This window comes from Mycobacterium sp. NGS45, assembly GCF_059812645.1.
Window position 1 is genome coordinate 1 of sequence record NZ_JCALDB010000022.1, and the last position, 15,729, is coordinate 15,729.

Annotated in this window: 13 protein-coding genes; 8 read left to right on the top strand and 5 right to left on the bottom strand. The window is 67.2% G+C overall.

Features of this window, described 5'->3' with window-relative positions:
• Together AC5Y3P_RS18265 and AC5Y3P_RS18270 are read right to left on the bottom strand one after the other, a co-directional pair.
• Positions 1-939: AAA domain-containing protein (locus tag AC5Y3P_RS18265; protein WP_500047414.1), on the bottom strand; the 939-nt coding region annotated here is incomplete at its 3' end.
• 45 nt (positions 940-984) lie between these two features.
• Complete coding sequence (locus tag AC5Y3P_RS18270; RefSeq protein WP_500047342.1) at positions 985-2,061, bottom strand: hypothetical protein; 1,077 nt, start codon at positions 2,059-2,061, stop codon at positions 985-987.
• 521 nt (positions 2,062-2,582) lie between these two features.
• Between AC5Y3P_RS18270 and AC5Y3P_RS18275 the strand changes: the two genes are divergently transcribed.
• The 5 genes from AC5Y3P_RS18275 to AC5Y3P_RS18295 all read left to right on the top strand — a co-directional run bounded on the left by AC5Y3P_RS18275 (position 2,583) and on the right by AC5Y3P_RS18295 (position 9,846).
• Positions 2,583-4,100, top strand: a complete 1,518-nt coding sequence (locus AC5Y3P_RS18275) for a DUF3375 domain-containing protein (protein ID WP_500047343.1) — start codon at positions 2,583-2,585, stop codon at positions 4,098-4,100.
• On the top strand, positions 4,097-4,810 hold the full coding sequence (locus AC5Y3P_RS18280; RefSeq protein WP_500047344.1) for a DUF4194 domain-containing protein: 714 nt from the start codon (positions 4,097-4,099) through the stop codon (positions 4,808-4,810). The genes AC5Y3P_RS18275 and AC5Y3P_RS18280 overlap by 4 nt, the downstream gene beginning before the upstream one ends.
• Entirely contained in the window at positions 4,803-8,171 is a 3,369-nt protein-coding gene (locus AC5Y3P_RS18285) for an ATP-binding protein (RefSeq protein WP_500047345.1), read from the top strand. The genes AC5Y3P_RS18280 and AC5Y3P_RS18285 overlap by 8 nt, the downstream gene beginning before the upstream one ends.
• A gap of 16 nt (positions 8,172-8,187) precedes the next feature.
• A complete protein-coding gene (locus tag AC5Y3P_RS18290) occupies positions 8,188-8,766 on the top strand; it encodes a TetR/AcrR family transcriptional regulator (RefSeq protein WP_500047415.1) in 579 nt (192 codons plus the stop codon).
• 93 nt (positions 8,767-8,859) lie between these two features.
• A complete protein-coding gene (locus tag AC5Y3P_RS18295; protein ID WP_500047346.1) occupies positions 8,860-9,846 on the top strand; it encodes an SDR family NAD(P)-dependent oxidoreductase in 987 nt (328 codons plus the stop codon).
• 23 nt (positions 9,847-9,869) lie between these two features.
• Here AC5Y3P_RS18295 and AC5Y3P_RS18300 read toward each other — a convergent pair whose 3' ends face one another.
• On the bottom strand, positions 9,870-10,454 hold the full coding sequence (locus AC5Y3P_RS18300; RefSeq protein ID WP_500047347.1) for a TetR/AcrR family transcriptional regulator: 585 nt from the start codon (positions 10,452-10,454) through the stop codon (positions 9,870-9,872).
• 176 nt (positions 10,455-10,630) lie between these two features.
• On the opposite strand from AC5Y3P_RS18300, the gene AC5Y3P_RS18305 reads away from it, so the two are divergent.
• Positions 10,631-11,209, top strand: coding sequence for a carboxymuconolactone decarboxylase family protein (locus AC5Y3P_RS18305; RefSeq protein ID WP_500047348.1), 579 nt, complete (start codon positions 10,631-10,633; stop codon positions 11,207-11,209).
• Between the two features lie 2 nt (positions 11,210-11,211).
• Here the strand turns inward: AC5Y3P_RS18305 and AC5Y3P_RS18310 are convergent, their stop codons facing one another.
• Positions 11,212-12,060, bottom strand: a complete 849-nt coding sequence (locus tag AC5Y3P_RS18310) for a DUF6159 family protein (RefSeq protein ID WP_500047349.1) — start codon at positions 12,058-12,060, stop codon at positions 11,212-11,214.
• Positions 12,061-12,180: 120 nt separating this feature from the next.
• Here AC5Y3P_RS18310 and AC5Y3P_RS18315 point away from each other — a divergent pair, with 120 nt between their 5' ends.
• Positions 12,181-13,782 carry an MFS transporter gene (locus AC5Y3P_RS18315; protein WP_500047416.1) on the top strand — a complete coding sequence of 534 codons (1,602 nt, stop codon included), beginning with the start codon at positions 12,181-12,183 and terminating at the stop codon, positions 13,780-13,782.
• A gap of 78 nt (positions 13,783-13,860) precedes the next feature.
• Here AC5Y3P_RS18315 and AC5Y3P_RS18320 read toward each other — a convergent pair whose 3' ends face one another.
• Positions 13,861-14,214: a DUF732 domain-containing protein gene (locus AC5Y3P_RS18320; protein ID WP_500047350.1), complete on the bottom strand. Its 354-nt coding sequence runs from the start codon at positions 14,212-14,214 to the stop codon at positions 13,861-13,863.
• 228 nt (positions 14,215-14,442) lie between these two features.
• On the opposite strand from AC5Y3P_RS18320, the gene AC5Y3P_RS18325 reads away from it, so the two are divergent.
• Positions 14,443-15,642: a Fic family protein gene (locus tag AC5Y3P_RS18325; protein ID WP_500047351.1), complete on the top strand. Its 1,200-nt coding sequence runs from the start codon at positions 14,443-14,445 to the stop codon at positions 15,640-15,642.
• Positions 15,643-15,729 lie beyond the last annotated feature (87 nt).

Here is a 15,729-nt window from a genome sequence, read left to right on the forward strand (position 1 = left end):
TACCCCCGCGGCCTGCGTGAGTGACTTCACCTGTTTGGACCGGCCAATCCAGGTCTGCTGGCGGCCGCTGCGCACATCACGCAATGCCTCGTCCATCCAGGCTTCGTTGCGTCGTTCCATGCTGAGTGCGCTTTCGGCCAGCGCGGAGACCCGAGTACGCAGTTCGTCGCGGAGTTGGGGAGCGAGTTGCCGGACGAAGTCAAATGACTCGTGTGCGAAAAGTTCGGCGAAGCCGTCCTTTCGCGACGCCGCCTTCGCTTCGGTGGCAACCATTTCCGCGAAGTCCTGCGGCGCTGGAAGTTCCGACAGGTTCGGCAGCGCACGGGTAGCCTCATCCTCGTTGGCAGCGAGATCTTCACTGCAAAGGAGACTGCGCCATCGCTCGATCTCAGCGGTGGACACCGTCGTCCCGACGCCGTCGTGGTCCACCTCGAAGGTCCGAATCCACTCGTACTGCTGCTGGTTCTGCAAGTGTTCGAAGGCGATTGCGGCGAGGGTTCCAGAGACGGGCCCGTCCGTACGAGACTGCACCTCTTGTTCCCGTGCGACCAGCAGTCGGTTGCGGGTGGCCGCTCGTTGCCGACGCAGATCGTCGATGGTATCGAGATACCGCGCGATCTTGCGGCGGGATTCATCGGCATCGAAGTCGTCGGCGTAACGCGAGATGGTGTCGACGGCAGTACGCAGATCCGCCATGTCGGAACGAGATTGGCCGATCACCGCGACTGCCAGCGATCGGATCTCCTGCGGCAGCTTGTCCCGAACCTCGCGCAATGCCCGGTCGCTTTGCGCCGTAATAAGGATGCGTTTGCCCTGAGCGAGGAGATGCGACACCAGCGCTGCCGCCGTATGTGTCTTTCCGGTTCCCGGCGGGCCCTGCACCACGGTCTGGGCGCGGCTATCGACCCGCTCGATGATCTGGCGTTGTCGGTCGTTCACCGGCAATGGGAGAAAGTCCTCGTCGTCGACCGTGACGACGGCCCCCTACGTCGACGTACCCTCGGTCGCCGCGGGCTGCCGATCTGGGTCGATCAGCGGGAGGACACCTTCCGGTACTTCACCGGCATCGCGAATCTGCGCGATGATCTGCTCGTAGATCTGAACCAATCCCCGGTTGGTGCGCCGCCGCAAGATCAGCGCTGGGGCGAATGCGGCACGTGGTTCGGTTCCCGTCGGTGCAGCGACCTCGTCGTCGTACTCAGCGTCCGGGTCGAGCCGATGGATCAGCCGGCCACAGATCTCACCGATCGCCAGTTTGTCCAGGAGGTGGCCCTCGTAGGCTGAGGCGAGTTCTTTGACCTCGTCCAACTTCGCGGGGTTCGGGATAACTGCGGGATCGAGCATGTCCAACTCAACGCTTACCGCGTCCTGAGCACTCGCCTTCGCCACGGTCAGACGCCCGGAGACTTCGTCGAAGCGGATTTCCACCGGTGCTGTCGCCACGTGGCGCAGCACCCGCGGGTGATCTTCGGGTTGCCAGCTCAAGCAGCCGACGCCGATGACTAATTCGAACTCTTCGCTGTGTTCGGCGGAAGTCACCTGGAGACCGAAGAGCTCTTTATAGACGTCGCGCGCCGCGGCGTCGCGCCGCTCACGCTCGGCCCACAGTTCCCAGTCGACGAGCCAATTGTCGAAGGCTTCGCGGATGGCTGGATGCTCATCGAGCACTACCCGCCACGGTCCTGCGCCGCGCCCTTCCTTCTCTGCAGGTGCCAGTGCCGGATCGTGGGTGTAGATAGCTTCCCGGATGGTCGGCGGCTTGTTCGCGTCATCGATAGCATCGTCGAGCCATGCGTCGACGCCGTCCGGGACTGCCGGCGGATCGAGTTTGGCGACTCGATCGACAGTAAGCAGCGGCGCATCCGGTTCGAGTTCAGCCACCCGGTGCGCCGGCCGGATCGCTTGATGCTCCGGCAACATGCCGAACCAGACTGTGCGGTCATACTTCTCGACGGTACGGACGGTGTTGACCAGCTGTTCCTGGGCGCGGCCAAGAAAAGTGAAGAGGGCGACCGCCCGTTGCACCAACCGCTCGTTCACTGTTTCTTGGTCGCCGGTCACCGATCCCCCTCGTCACTGAGCCATACGCACGCGGGGGACATATCATCACCCCCGTCAATCAGCGACGATTATGGACTGTTGCACCGACAAGTTGACGCGCACCCCTCCCCAGTATCATCAACGGTGCCGAACCCGTTCCGCGTGCTCTGAGGCCTGAACAGCAGAACGTCGTCCATTCATCGACAGCTTCCATGTCAGCTGTGCAAGGACAAGATGGCGGGATGCGCAGAACACCCGCAACCCGAAGCAACTCGTCCCCCTTGCACCGCAAGACCTATGTTCTCCACTGCACCCATCTCCTCCAACTCGCACATCAAGACTGTGGTCGCGGCACCGTCGACGCCCCAAACCAAAGTGACCACAGCAACCCCTGAGACCCCTGTGACACGACACGCCCGACACGCCCCGCGCTGACGTCGTCGTCGCCCGGAGATGTCGCCCGGGTGCCCTAAGTTGGACCGGCCGAGCCCGCACACGCAGGCCCGTACGACACCGACAAGAGCACAGTGCGAGCAGGGAGGATGCAGGTGAACGAGCCCACGTCGCCCACCACCAGCGCCTCCGCACCGCCGTCCACCACCAGCGCCTCCGCACCCACCACCGCCGCCGACCTGCTCGAACTCAACCGCGACATCCAGTCCTCCCCCACGGTGCGGCTGCTCGCCGCGACCAACCTGAACCTGTACGCCACCCTGATGGAACGTCACCTGTCCGGCGGCGTGACCCCAGAGACCGAGTTGGTGGTGGCGCTGGAACGCGACCTGGCCGAACTCGGCGACGGCCAATCGGCCCTGGCGTTGATCAAGAACTGGGCCAGCCAGGGTTGGCTGCACCGGGTCGCCGACACCCGCTCCGGCCAGGAGCGCAACCTGTGCCACCTGACCCAGGAGGCCCGCCGCGCCCTGGACTTCGTCCGCGGCATGCGCCGCCAGGACACCATCGCCACCGGCGGCTCGATCAACGGCATCGCCGCCCGGCTCAAGCAGGTCGCCCTGCGCGTCGGCACCGACCCCGACCGCATCCGCGCGCACATCGAAGCCGAAATCGCTGCCCTGCACCGACAACTCGACGACCTCGCCAACGGCGCGCCCGCCGAGCGACCCGAACTCGATCTGACCGACTCCTACGACGAGGCGCGCGCCATCGCGCTGCAGATGGAACGGCTGATCACCGACATCGGCCAGTACGGCACCATGATCGAACGCGCCACCGCCGCCCTGGACGAGCCGATCGACTCCAACGCCGAATACCGCGACCGGCAACGCCAGATGTACGCCGACTATCAGGCCGCCTGGGATTCCCAGGGCCGCGACAGCCACCGCGCGTTCCTGCGGATGATCAACGACCCGGATCAGCGCGCCGAGTTCGAGGCCGACGTCGCCGCGGTCGCCGACGCGCTGCCGGCCCTGGACCCCGCGCTGCGCAAGGTGATGGCCGGCTTCTTCGAACTGGTCGGCCAGCAGATCGACGAGGTGGAACGCATCCAGCAGCGCTGCGCGCAGCGCGTCAAGCGGTTCACCGCGTTCGGCACGCTGGAACAGAGCCGCGGCGTGGCCCGCCAACTCAACGAGGCGATCGGCGCGGCCCGCAACCTGCTCAAGTCCTCGCTCACCGATTCACGCCTCGACCTCGAACTCCCGCTGGCTCGGCATGCCATCAGTTCGGTTGGCGCGCTGAGCTTTCGGATCGGCGACCTGTCCGCACCGCAACCGGCCGCCGCCGCGACCACCGAGGTGGATCTGTCCAGTTTCGCCGCGTTGACCACCCAGGTCGACGCGCCGGCGATGTCGGAGATGATCAACGCCGCGATCACCGAACGCCCGCTGTCGCTGCCCGAGGCCGTCGACCGGCTGGATTCGGCCTACCTGGGCCACGTCATCGTGCTGTGGTCCTGGGCGCTGCAACAGCCCGGCGCCGGCCAGGTGCACGAATCGACCACGGTGCGGTTCCAGTCCCTGGACGGCCGCGACCGTCAGATGGAGGTCCCGGCGTTGATGTTCACCGAACCGATCTCGACCCTGCAGGGAGCCGCTCCATGACCACCACTCCCGACGTCGACCTGGCCGCTTTCTCGTCGCTGCCGCAGGTCGACCAGGTCACCCGCACCCCGGCAGCGCGCCGGCCCCGCTTCGACGGCGACGTGTCCGAACTGCCGGACCGGGCCTGCTGGGCGCTGCAACACCTGCTGACCCGCCGCTACATCTCCGCCGACTCCGACCCGGACCTGTACAGCTGGGTCCGCGAATACCGCAGCCAGCTCACGGTGCGACTGTCCGAACTGGATCTGCAGTTGCGCATCGCCGAAGCCTCCGACATCGCGTTCATCGAGCAGGCCCGCTACGAATCCGCCCGCGGCGTCAAGCTTTTGCGCCGTGAACCGCTGGGCACCTACGACTCGATCCTGGCGCTGCACCTGGCCCAGCTGATGCGCGCCGCCGGGGATCAGAACGTGCTGATCAGCCGCGAGGAGATGCACGGCATGTTCTCCGGGGTGCTCAACGACGTCGACCGCGACACCGTCACGTTCACCGCCCGCATCGACGCCGCGATCACCCGCCTGACCGGTCTGGACATCCTGCGCCGCAGCCGCGACGACGAGGACTCCTACACCGTCAGCCCCGTCATTACCGCGGTGATGACGGCCTCGGTGATCAGCGAACTGCAGCAGCAGTTCGAGCTGCTGCTGCGCGGCGGCGCCCCGGCCGCCGCCGACACCGACGAAGAACAGGACGCCGACCTCGATGACTGAGCAGTTCCACCTCGCGCGCCTGCAGGTCATCAACTGGGGTGTGTTCGACGGCTACCACGACGTCCCGATCAGCGCCGGCGGCGCGCTGATCGCCGGCGCCTCCGGAAGCGGCAAATCCTCACTGCTGGACGCGATTTCGCTGGGATTCCTGCCGTTCAACCGGCGCAACTTCAACGCCTCCGGCGACAACACCGCCGCCGGCTCGAGTGCCGGGCGGCGCACCGTGGACAAGTACGTGCGCGGCGCCTGGGGCCAACGCAGCGACGGCGGCACCGCCAAGGTGATGTACCTGCGCGGTGAGGGCACCGCGTGGTCGGCGATCGCGGTCACCTACCGCAGCGACGCCGGACGCACCGTCACCGGCCTGGTGCTCAAGTGGCTGACCGGGGAATCCCGCTCGGACTCGTCGAGCCGGTTCGTGCTGGCCGACGGTGACCGCGACATCGAAGAGGTCTGCAACCGTTGGGCGGCACGGCGTTTCGACGCCGCGGTGTTCAAGGACGACTGGCGGTTCTCCACCAAGGTGGAATCGCAGTATCTGGCCCAGCTGTATGCCACCATCGGCATCCGCGCCTCCGACGCCGCCCAGCAGCTACTGGGCAAGGCGAAGTCACTCAAGAGTGTGGGCGGGCTCGAACAGTTCGTCCGCGAGTTCATGCTCGACGAACCCGAAAGCCTGGCCCGGCTGCCCGAGGCGCTCAAGCAGATCGACCCGCTGGTGGAGGCCCGCGAACTGCTGGCCGTCGCGCAGCGCAAACGCAAGATCCTCGGCGACATCGAGAAGATCCAGCAGCGCTACGCCTCGGAGTCCTCGGATCTGGGCATCATCGACCTGGTGGACGCGCCGATGGTGCGGGCCTACACCGATCACGTCCGGCTGGCCCAGTGCCCCGCCCAGATCGCGTCGCTGGATCAGACCATCGACCAGCTGGGCAACGAATACGAAGACGTCACCCGCTCCCTGAATCTGGCCAAGGCCGAAGCGGATTCGCTCAACGCGCAGATCAGCGGCTCCAGTTCCAGCATCGGCCCGCTGCAATCGCAGGTCGCCGCCGCCGAGGCCCAGGCCGAAGAGGTTTCCCGGCGCAGCGCCGCCTACGAGGCGTTGCTGGCCGCGCATGATCTGGACGCGCCGGAAAGCGCCGACGAGTTCTGGAACCTGCGTGAAGAGTTGACCAACCAGGCCACCGAACTTCTGGCCCGGCTCGACCGCGGCCGGGAGGCCTCCACCGACGCCGAGTACGCGCAGAAGGTGGCGCGGATGGCCCGCGACGACGCCGCAAAGGAACTCAAACGCGTCGAGCAGGTCGGCTCGGCGCTACCCGAGTCGGCGATCACGATGCGTGAGTTCATCTGCGCGGCAGTCGGAATCGACGCCACCGAGCTGCCCTATGTGGCCGAGCTGCTGGACCTGCGTCCCGAGCAGAGCCGGTGGCGGGTCGCGGTGGAGAAGGTGCTGCGCGGGGTGGGGCTGCGGCTGCTGGTGCCCGACGCGCACTACGGCGCGGTGCTGCGCTTCGTCAACGAGACCAACATGCGCGGCCGGCTGCAGCTGCACCACGTGCGTGCTTCCCTGGTCGGCGCGGTACCGCTCGAGGCCGAGCCGAATACGTTGGCGGGCAAGCTGTTCGTCGTCGACCCGCACCATCCGTGCGCGACCGAGGCCGCCGACATCGTCGCCGCCGCCGGTGACCACATCTGCGTCGACACCCCCGAGGTGTTCGACCGGTTCCGCCGCGCGGTCACCGACACCGGCCTGCACAAGGACTCCGACCGGCTCGCGATCAAGGACGACCGCCGCCCGCTGCGCCAGGCCGAATACATCTATCAGGGTGAGGTGGCCACCAAGATCGACGCGTTGACCGTCGAGCTGGCAGACGCCGAGCAGGCCTATCAGCAGGCCCGCCGGCGCGCCGACGACATCGCCGCCGAACGCCAGCAGTGGCGCGACCGGGCCGGGGCCTACAAGGCGATCTGCGAGCAGTTCCCGCAGTGGAACCACGTCGACACCGAGACCGCCGACAAGCACGCCGACCGGCTGCGCGAGCAGTTCGAGATCCTGCTGGCCGATCACCCTGACATCGAGGCGCTTTCGGCGCGCGCCGAGGAATGCTGGGCCGAGATCCAGACCCTGATGACCCGGCGCGGCGCGATCCAGACCCGCCGCGACGACCTCGATCACCGTCGCACCCAGCTGCTTGAGCTGTCCGAACGGTTGAACCCGACGTTCGTTTCCGAGCCGTTGACCGAACTGCTGCACCGCTATTCGGCCGACGTGCCGGTGCCCCTGGAGCTGCTCGGACCGGAACCGCACCGCGACGCACTGTTCGCCGCGATCCGCCGCGAACGTGAGCAGCTGCGCGAGAACCGCAGGCGCTCTTACGATGAGCTGGCCCGCATCCTCAACACCTTCGACACCGCGTTCCCGGATGCCATCCCGAATGACAGCGAGGTGTTCGACGAGCGGGTGCACGACTACGTGGCGCTGTGCCGGCACATCGACGAACGCGAACTGCCCGAGGCCTATGAGCGGATGATGCGGCTGGTCACCGAGCAGGCCCCGGATGCGATCCTGACCCTGCATCGGGTGGCCGAGCAGGAGACCCGCCGGATCAGCGAGCAGATCAAACGGGTCAACACCGGTTTGGGTGCGGTCGAATTCAACTCCGGCACCCGGTTGACGTTGCGCGCCAACCCGCGTCAGCTCACCGCCGAAGCCGAGCTGACCGAGATCGTGCGGGCCATCTCGCGCCGGATCGCCGAGGTCGGCCTGGGCGACAAGCAGGCCATCCTGGATCAGTACGCCGACATCCTGCGGCTGCGCAACCGGTTGGCGTCGTCGGCGCCGGAGGACAAGGCCTGGACCCGGGATGCGCTGGATGTGCGCAACCGGTTCACCTTCGACTGCGCCGAATGGGACGCCGCCAGCGGTGAGCTGATCCGCACGCACAGCAACGCCGGCGACAACTCCGGCGGCGAGCAGGAAAAGCTGATGGCGTTCTGTCTGGCCGGCGCGCTGAGCTTCAACCTCGCAGCGCCCGGTGCTGATGACAACCGGCCGGTGTTCGCGCAGCTGATGCTCGACGAGGCGTTCTCCAAGTCCGATCCGCAGTTCGCCCAGCAGGCGTTGCAGGCGTTCCGCAAGTTCGGTTTCCAGCTGGTGATCGTGGCGACCGTGCAGAACGCCACCACCATCCAGCCCTACGTCGACTCGGTGGTGATGGTGTCCAAGCGGGAAGCCAAGGGCCGCGACGCGCGCCCGGTGGCCAGCGTGGCGACCAAGACCATCAGCGACTTCACCACGTTGCGTCAGGAGATGACGGCGTCGGCAGCGGCCGGTCGGGTGCCGGCCGGTGTCTGACACACTGGGCATCGTGGTGTCAGTGCCGGACCCGGGCGAGGGACTTCGTGAGCGCAAGAAGGCCAAGACCCGCCTGGACATCCGGCGCGAGGCGATCCGTCTGTTCGCCGAGCAGGGCTTTGCCAATACGACCGTCGAGCAGATCGCCGAGGCCGCCGAGGTGTCGCCGCGCACCCTGTACCGCCATTTCGGCGTGAAGGAAGCACTGCTGCTCTCCGACGATCAGATCCCGCCGATCATCCAGGCGTTCATCGACGCGCCGGCTGAGTTGCCCATCGTGGATGCCTACCGTCACGGTCTGGCGGCGGTGTACGCCGGGTTGTCCGAGGAGGAGCGCGCGGACACCGCTGCCGGCGAACGGATGATGTATGAGGTGCCGGAGGCCCGGGGACTGATCTACTCCGAGTACATGCGGTTGATGGATGTCATCGCCGAGGCGCTGCTGCACCGGCCCGACGGCCCCCGCGACGAAGCCGAGCGACGGGTGATCGCCGGCGCGATGGTCGGGGTGCTGATGGCCGGTTCGTACAACAACCCGCTGCCCGACCAGGCGTTGGCGACCTACCTGGAGATCCTGAGCCGACGGCTGAGCTGACGGGCCACGGTGGCTGACCCTGAAAACACCGTCGGGCTGCGCATGACCGTCTAGCGTCGGTGCAGGGCAGATCACTTTCAGGAGGTTGGCAGTATGCGCGTTCTGGTCACCGGCGGTACCGGGTTCGTCGGCGGGTGGACCGCGAAAGCGATTGCCGATGCCGGGCATTCGGTGCGTTTCCTGGTGCGCAACCCTGCCCGGCTGGACACCAGCGTCGCCCAGCTCGGGGTGGACACCTCCGACTACGCGGTCGGCGACATCACCGATCGGGACTCGACGCTGGCCGCGCTGGACGGGTGCGACGCCGTCGTGCACAGCGCAGCGCTGGTGGCCACCGACCCGAGCCAGACCGCGCAGATGCTGGCGACCAACATGGACGGCGCGCAGAACGTGCTGGGCGGGGCCGCCAAACTCGGCCTGGACCCGATCATCCACGTCTCCAGCTTCACCGCGCTGTTCCATCCCGGACTGAAGACCTTGACCGCAGACCTGCCGGTGGTGGGCGGCACCGACGGCTACGGCCAATCCAAGGCGCAGGTCGAGATCTATGCGCGCGGTATGCAGGACGCCGGCGCCCCGGTGAACATCACCTACCCGGGCATGGTGCTCGGCCCACCGGTCGGTGATCAGTTCGGTGAGGCCGGTGAAGGGGTGGCCGCTGCGTTGCAACTCGGCGGGATTCCCGGACGCAGCGCTGCCTGGACCATCGTCGACGTGCGCGACGTCGCGGCCCTGCACGTCGCGCTGCTCGAACCCGGCCGCGGACCGCGCCGCTACATGGCCGGCGGGCAGCGCGTCACGGTTTCTGAGTTGGCCAGTCTGCTCGGCGACGTCGGCGACAAACGCATGCTGACCGTCCCGGTCCCGGACACCGCGCTGCGGGTGGCCGGGCAGGTGCTCGACCGGCTCGGGCCGTTTTTGCCGTTCGAGACGCCGTTCACCGAGGCCGGGATGCAGTACTACACCCAGATGCCGGCGTCCGACGATTCGCCCTCAGAGCGCGACTTCGGCATCGTCTACCGCGATCCGCGCACCACGCTGGCCGACACCGTCGCCGGGATCCGGGCGCTGCAGGGCTGAATCCTGTTCGCGGGCAGTTGGTTTCAGCCCCGGCGCCGCGACGCCCGCAGTCCCCAGGTGCGGCGGCCGATCTCGATCAGGATCTGCTCGAGTTCGTCGTCATCGATGTCCGACGACGCCGCACTGGCGGCGCCGGCCAGGCCACTGAACACCGCATGCGCGCGAGCTGAGGTAGCCGGGTTCGGATCGTCGCCGGTCAGCAGATGGAGTTGCCGCTCGATCAGGGCACGGGCCTCGGGTTGTTCGGACAGCGCCTTGCTGACATGCGCATCGAACGCCAGCACCGCACACACTGCCCGGTTGCGGGCCACCACCGCGGCGTAACCACGGATCATGGCGTCGGCGCGGGCGGCGGGGCTGCGTTTGTGTTCGGCGGCCTCGACGGTGACGCGGACCTGCTCGAGTTGCGGCGCCATGGCCGCCAGCAGCAGCTGCTCCCGGTTCGGGAAGTGGTAGAAGATCGCGGCCTTGGTGATGCCGAGCTCGTCGGCGATCATCTGCAGCGAGGTGCCCGCAACACTGTTCTGCACGAAGAGCGCCAACGCGGTGTCCAGCATCCGCTGCCGGGTGTCGGTGACTTCTTCGACGTTTGCTACTGCGGCGGGCACGGCGGCTCCTTCGTCCTCTTCGGGCCTCAGGCTAGCCGATCGACGCTGCGCAGCGCACTGACCGATCGGTAAGTGAGTTCGCTTACCTTTGCTTGTTCGGCCACTTACCGATCGGTTAGCGTTCGAGGTGATCGAGGAGAGCGGGCGATCCGCCCTGACCTGCCGAGGAGTTCCCAATGCGTTTGACGCCACTGCCCAACCACGAATGGGACGAGACGTCACGAAACTCGCTGGCCTCCGTGGTCACACCGGACCGTTTGAACGCCGAGGGCGCGGGCAACGCGCTGGCCACCCTGGTCCGCAATCCCACCTTGGCGGCGGCGTATCTGCCTTTCAGCGCGCACCTCAACGCCACCTCCGCGCTGCCCGTCGTTCCGCGCGAATTGGCGATCCTGCGTCTGGCGCACCGGACCAAGTGCGAGTACGAGTTGGTGCATCACACCACCGCTGCGCGCAGTGCCGGGATCAGCGAGACGGAGATCGAGGCCGCCGCCGAGGGCCGCTCGGACGATCCGCAGACCCAGTTGCTGTTTGCTGCCGTCGACGAACTGGTCGACGACTTCCGGGTCTCCGATGCCACCTGGGCCGGGCTGGCCGAACATTTCGACGAGCAGGCCCGGATGGACTTCGTGTTCACCGTCGGCGGCTACGCGATGTTGGCGATGGCGATCAATTCGTTCGGCGTGCAGGTCGAAGACGAGCAGTGGCGCGCCGAGGCGCAGGCCAGCCGTAAGCCGGCTGTGCTGCAGGGCTGAGCTCAGCGGCGGCGTCGGCGTTCCGCGAAGGCGTTCTGCAGCAGCTCGGCATCGAAGCCCGCAGGTGCCGCACCGCCGACGGCGTACTGGTAGACCGCGACCCGGAACACCTGGTTGAGCGCACTCGAGACCATCGCCACGGTCAGGAAGGCCACCGCAGCGATGACTCCGACCACCAACGCCAGCACATTCAGCTCGATCGCGGCCAGCGCCAGGACAGCGGCGAACCCGCCGAACATCACCGCCAGCGAGATCAGCCCGGTGATCAGTGAGATGGTCACCGTGCCGGTCACGCTCTCACCCCAGCGGTCCTTGATCACCGCCGTCGAGCGCTTGAGCGACTGCCAGGGCCCGACGCCTTCCAGGGCCAGTACCGGGACGACGAAGAAGGTGGCCACCGCCCAGGCCGCACCGGCCAACCACACCGCGATCTTGCCGCCGAGCGGCACCCGTTCCTCGAGCAGACGCAAGATCAACCCGACCGTCGTCGCCACGGCCGCCCACCCCAGGATCGGGCCGAGCCGGCGACCGGCGTCGGCGATCCCGATACCGATTCCGGTCGGCTGACCGCGCATGCCGCGCACCACGCAGGCGGCCAGCGCGACGTTGAAAAAGATCGCGATCGCCGTCGAGACGTAGGCGGTGACGGCGGCGGCGAGGTAGAGCACCGGGTCGTGCTCGCTGGTGCGTTCCATCGTGACTTGGAAGATCACCACCGGCACCCAGATCGCGATGACCGCCAGAGTGGCGAACAACGCCGACAACAACGGGAAGGCGACCAGCGACTTGTCTCGCTGCAGCACCGCCCAGCTCTGCTTGGTCAGTTCCCAGCCACGCGCGAACTTACCCATCTGCTCCTCATCTCTCGATGTCCGTAGCAAAGCCTAAAGGCAGTCGGGCCGCCGACCGGACGCCAATTTCGGCGAGCGTGACTAGATTGGCGAAGTGGCCGAACCCAGGAGCTGCGCATGATGGCGCGGAGAACCGTCGAGGAAGCCGGCTCGACCTGGGCGCCGCTGCGCTCGCCGATCTTCCGCGCGTTGTGGATCGCGCAACTGGTCTCCAACCTGGGCACCTGGATGCAGACCGTCGGCGCGCAGTGGATGTTGGTCGACGACCCCCGCGCGGCGGTGCTGGTTCCGCTGGTGCAGACCGCGACCACACTGCCGGTGATGCTGCTGGCGTTGCCGTCGGGCGTGCTGGCCGATCTGGTGGACCGACGACGGCTGCTGATCGCCACCCAGGGCGCGATGGCCGCCGCGGTCGGATTGCTGGCGACCCTCACCGGTATCGGCCTGACCACCCCGGTGCTGTTGTTGACCCTGTTGTTCGTGATCGGCTGTGGTCAGGCCTTGACCATGCCGGCGTGGCAGGCGATTCAGCCCGATATCGTTCCGCCCGAGCAGATCCCGGCTGCCGCCGCGCTGGGCAGTATGGCGATGAACAGCGCCCGGGCGATCGGGCCGGCCATCGCGGGCGCCCTGGTGTCGCTGTCCGGGCCGACGTTGGTGTTCGGGCTCAACGCGATCTCGTTCTTCGGCATCGTCGCGGTGCTGCTGATGTGGCGCCGCCCGGCCGCGGTGCAGGATCTGCCCTCGGAGCGGGCGCTGGCCGCGCTCAGCGCCGGCGGCCGCTACATCCGCAACTCGCGGATCGTGCGGCGCATCCTGCTGCGCACTGCACTGTTCGTCGGGCCGGGCAGCGCGCTGTGGGGTCTGCTGCCGGTGATCGCCCGCGACCAACTGGGGCTCGATTCCACGGGTTACGGATTGACGCTGGGCGCACTGGGATTCGGGGCGGTGCTGGCTGCCTTCGCGTTGTCCCGGCTGCGCGCCCGGTTCGGCCAGAACGCGCTGCTGACGCTGTCCGCGGTCGGATTCGGGCTGACCACCGCGGTGTTGGCGTTGGTACCCAACTTCGCGGTGGTGATGGTCGCGCTGGTGTTCGGCGGTTCGGCCTGGCTGCTGTGCCTGTCCACGCTGAACGCCTCGATGCAGCTGAGCCTGCCGTCGTGGGTGCGGGCCCGCGGGCTGTCGGTCTACCAGCTGGTGTTCATGGGCGGGCAGGCGCTGGGCTCGCTGCTGTGGGGCGTACTGGCCGGCGCCACCAGCAGTGTGACCAGCCTGCTGGTCAGTGCGGCTCTGCTGGGTCTGAGCGCCGTCTCCTCGGCGTGGTGGCCGCTGCACGCCAACACCGGGCGGCTGGACCTGACCCCGTCGACGCACTGGCCCGAGCCGACGTTGGTGTTCGAACCGCACCCGCTGGACGGGCCGGTGATGGTGACCACGACCTATCGGGTGCAGCCGCAGGACGAAGAAGAGTTCCTGACCGCGATGGCCAAACTCGGGCGTTCGCGTCAGCGCACCGGGGCCTCGCAATGGCGGTTGTACCGCAGCATGGAACGCGAGCACGTCTTCGTCGAGACGTTCATCGTGCGGTCCTGGGGCGAGCACCTGCACCAGCACCACACTCGTCTGACCGGTCAGGATCTGCTGATCGAGCAGGAGGTGCGGAAGTACTCCGAAGGCGCGTCGGTGGCCGAGCATCTGCTTGCCGTCCGCGAGATACGGTGACGGGACTGCGGGCCGGATCCTTTGCGCCGCACTGAGTCGCGCCGCGACGACGGCGTGCCGAGCAGCGTTTCGGTAGTGCTACGCGGCCGCTGTCGGCATTTGCGACTCTTGCGCGAGTGCCCGTAACACCGGCCAGATGTCCGGGCACATCGTATTTGCCGCAGCGATGACGATGATGCTGCGCTCGGCCGGCGCGTAATAGCCCGCCGAGATCAGCCCGGTGTTGACCTGCCCGACCGCGTAGCTGTTCTGACCGACCCGGATGGTGCGGCAGACCGACTTGCCGAGCTCGATGACGTCGAACATGTTGTTGTAGTAGACGCCGTTGGCGTCCAGTTCGTACACGAAGTCGTATTGGTCAGCGTGTGCCGGCGGTGCCCCCAACACCGCTGCGGCGACCGCCGTGACTACGACCAGAATTGCCTTCCTCATCTCGTGACCCCCACGAATTTTGCGTTCTTCCGTGAGGGTACGACCGGCCACCGACAAGTCCGGGCACTCACCGAAGGACCTTGCTCGCGCTTCCGTCCCTTCCCCGCGCGCTCTAGGTGTGAAGAGCGGAAGGAAACGGAAACCAGCCTGACAACGTGCGCAGGCAAGTGATGCAGCCCGCCTACTATTAGCATCATTTATACGGCTAAGTGATGCTAACGTGGTCCCATGGCCTCACTTGCCGGGGTTGCCTACGAAACCTTGACTTGGCCGGCCCCGACCGAAGCCGGTTACGGGCGGGCTGACTTGCGCGCAGCCCAACGGCAAGCCGGCAACTACCAAGCGGCCATCCCCGCCCCGATCGCCGAACTCGACATGTCGCTGCCGGGCAGTGTCGTCGCCCTCGCAGAGGAGGCCAGCCATGAGATCGCGAGGTTCGACGCCGAACTGGGCGACGAAATCGCACCGTTCTCTTCGGTGTTGTTGCGCAGCGAATCGGCTGCGAGCTCGAACATCGAAAACCTCACCGCCTCCGCGCGAGCGATCGCCGAAGCCGAGGCGTTGGGCGTGACCAGTCGACGCAACGCCGCATTGATCGTCAGCAACACCGCCGCCATGAAAGCTGCTGTGGCACTGGCAGATCAGCTCGATGAGGCGGCGATATTGGCGATGCACACCGCGTTAATGCAGAGCAGCGATCCCGATGGCGCCGGTAGCTGGCGCACGCAGCAGGTCTGGGTCGGTGGTGGCAGTTTCGGCCCGCGTGGAGCCGACTTCATCGCGCCCAGGCATGAGCGGATCCCGGCCGCGATCGCGGATCTGCTTGCGTTCTCGCGCCGCGACGACGTACCGGTGCTGCCGCAGATCGCCATTGCCCATGCGCAGTTCGAGACGATCCACCCGTTCGTCGACGGCAACGGCCGCACCGGACGTTCCCTGATCCAGGCGATGCTGCGCGGTAAGGGACTCACTCGGCAGGTCACCGTGCCGGTGTCGGCCGGATTGCTGACCGACACCGAGAAGTATTTCGACGCCCTCGGCGCCTACCGGGCTGGTGACCCCGCGCCGATGATCGAACGGCTGTCCGCCGCTTCGCTATTGGCCGTCGTCAACGGACGTCGACTGGTCGATGAGCTGCGGGCGATCCGGCGTGGCTGGGACGCGCTGATCACCGCGCGCCGGGACTCCGCTGTGCACCGGGTTGCGGATCTGTTGCTGCGGCATCCGGTGCTCGATGCCCGTCTACTGCACCGCGAACTCGGGATCTCAACGGGCAACGCCCGGCGCTACTTGGACCCACTCACCGAAACCGGCGTCATCGTCGAGTTCACCGACCGGGCCCGGAACCGGGCCTGGCGGGCACCCGAGGTGCTCAGTGCACTGGATGCGTTCGCCGAACGGGCCGGCCGGCGCCGGTGGAACGGATGATTGGCTGTTGGCTGTGCGCGCGGCTCGAACCCATAACCCGCGCATACGGCTTGATGAAATGCCGCGGTTACGGGACGTCGCGCGTGT

Excerpts from the sequence above, each read along its gene's own strand:
- AC5Y3P_RS18305 (WP_500047348.1), top strand. The coding sequence starts at position 10,631 with ATGCGTTTGACGCCACTGCCCAACCACGAATGGGACGAGACGTCACGA.
- AC5Y3P_RS18275 (WP_500047343.1), top strand. The coding sequence starts at position 2,583 with ATGCAGGTGAACGAGCCCACGTCGCCCACCACCAGCGCCTCCGCACCG.
- AC5Y3P_RS18315 (WP_500047416.1), top strand. The coding sequence starts at position 12,181 with ATGGCGCGGAGAACCGTCGAGGAAGCCGGCTCGACCTGGGCGCCGCTG.
- AC5Y3P_RS18295 (WP_500047346.1), top strand. The coding sequence starts at position 8,860 with ATGCGCGTTCTGGTCACCGGCGGTACCGGGTTCGTCGGCGGGTGGACC.
- AC5Y3P_RS18285 (WP_500047345.1), top strand. The coding sequence starts at position 4,803 with ATGACTGAGCAGTTCCACCTCGCGCGCCTGCAGGTCATCAACTGGGGT.
- AC5Y3P_RS18280 (WP_500047344.1), top strand. The coding sequence starts at position 4,097 with ATGACCACCACTCCCGACGTCGACCTGGCCGCTTTCTCGTCGCTGCCG.
- AC5Y3P_RS18320 (WP_500047350.1), bottom strand. The coding sequence starts at position 14,214 with ATGAGGAAGGCAATTCTGGTCGTAGTCACGGCGGTCGCCGCAGCGGTG.
- AC5Y3P_RS18325 (WP_500047351.1), top strand. The coding sequence starts at position 14,443 with ATGGCCTCACTTGCCGGGGTTGCCTACGAAACCTTGACTTGGCCGGCC.
- AC5Y3P_RS18310 (WP_500047349.1), bottom strand. The coding sequence starts at position 12,060 with ATGGGTAAGTTCGCGCGTGGCTGGGAACTGACCAAGCAGAGCTGGGCG.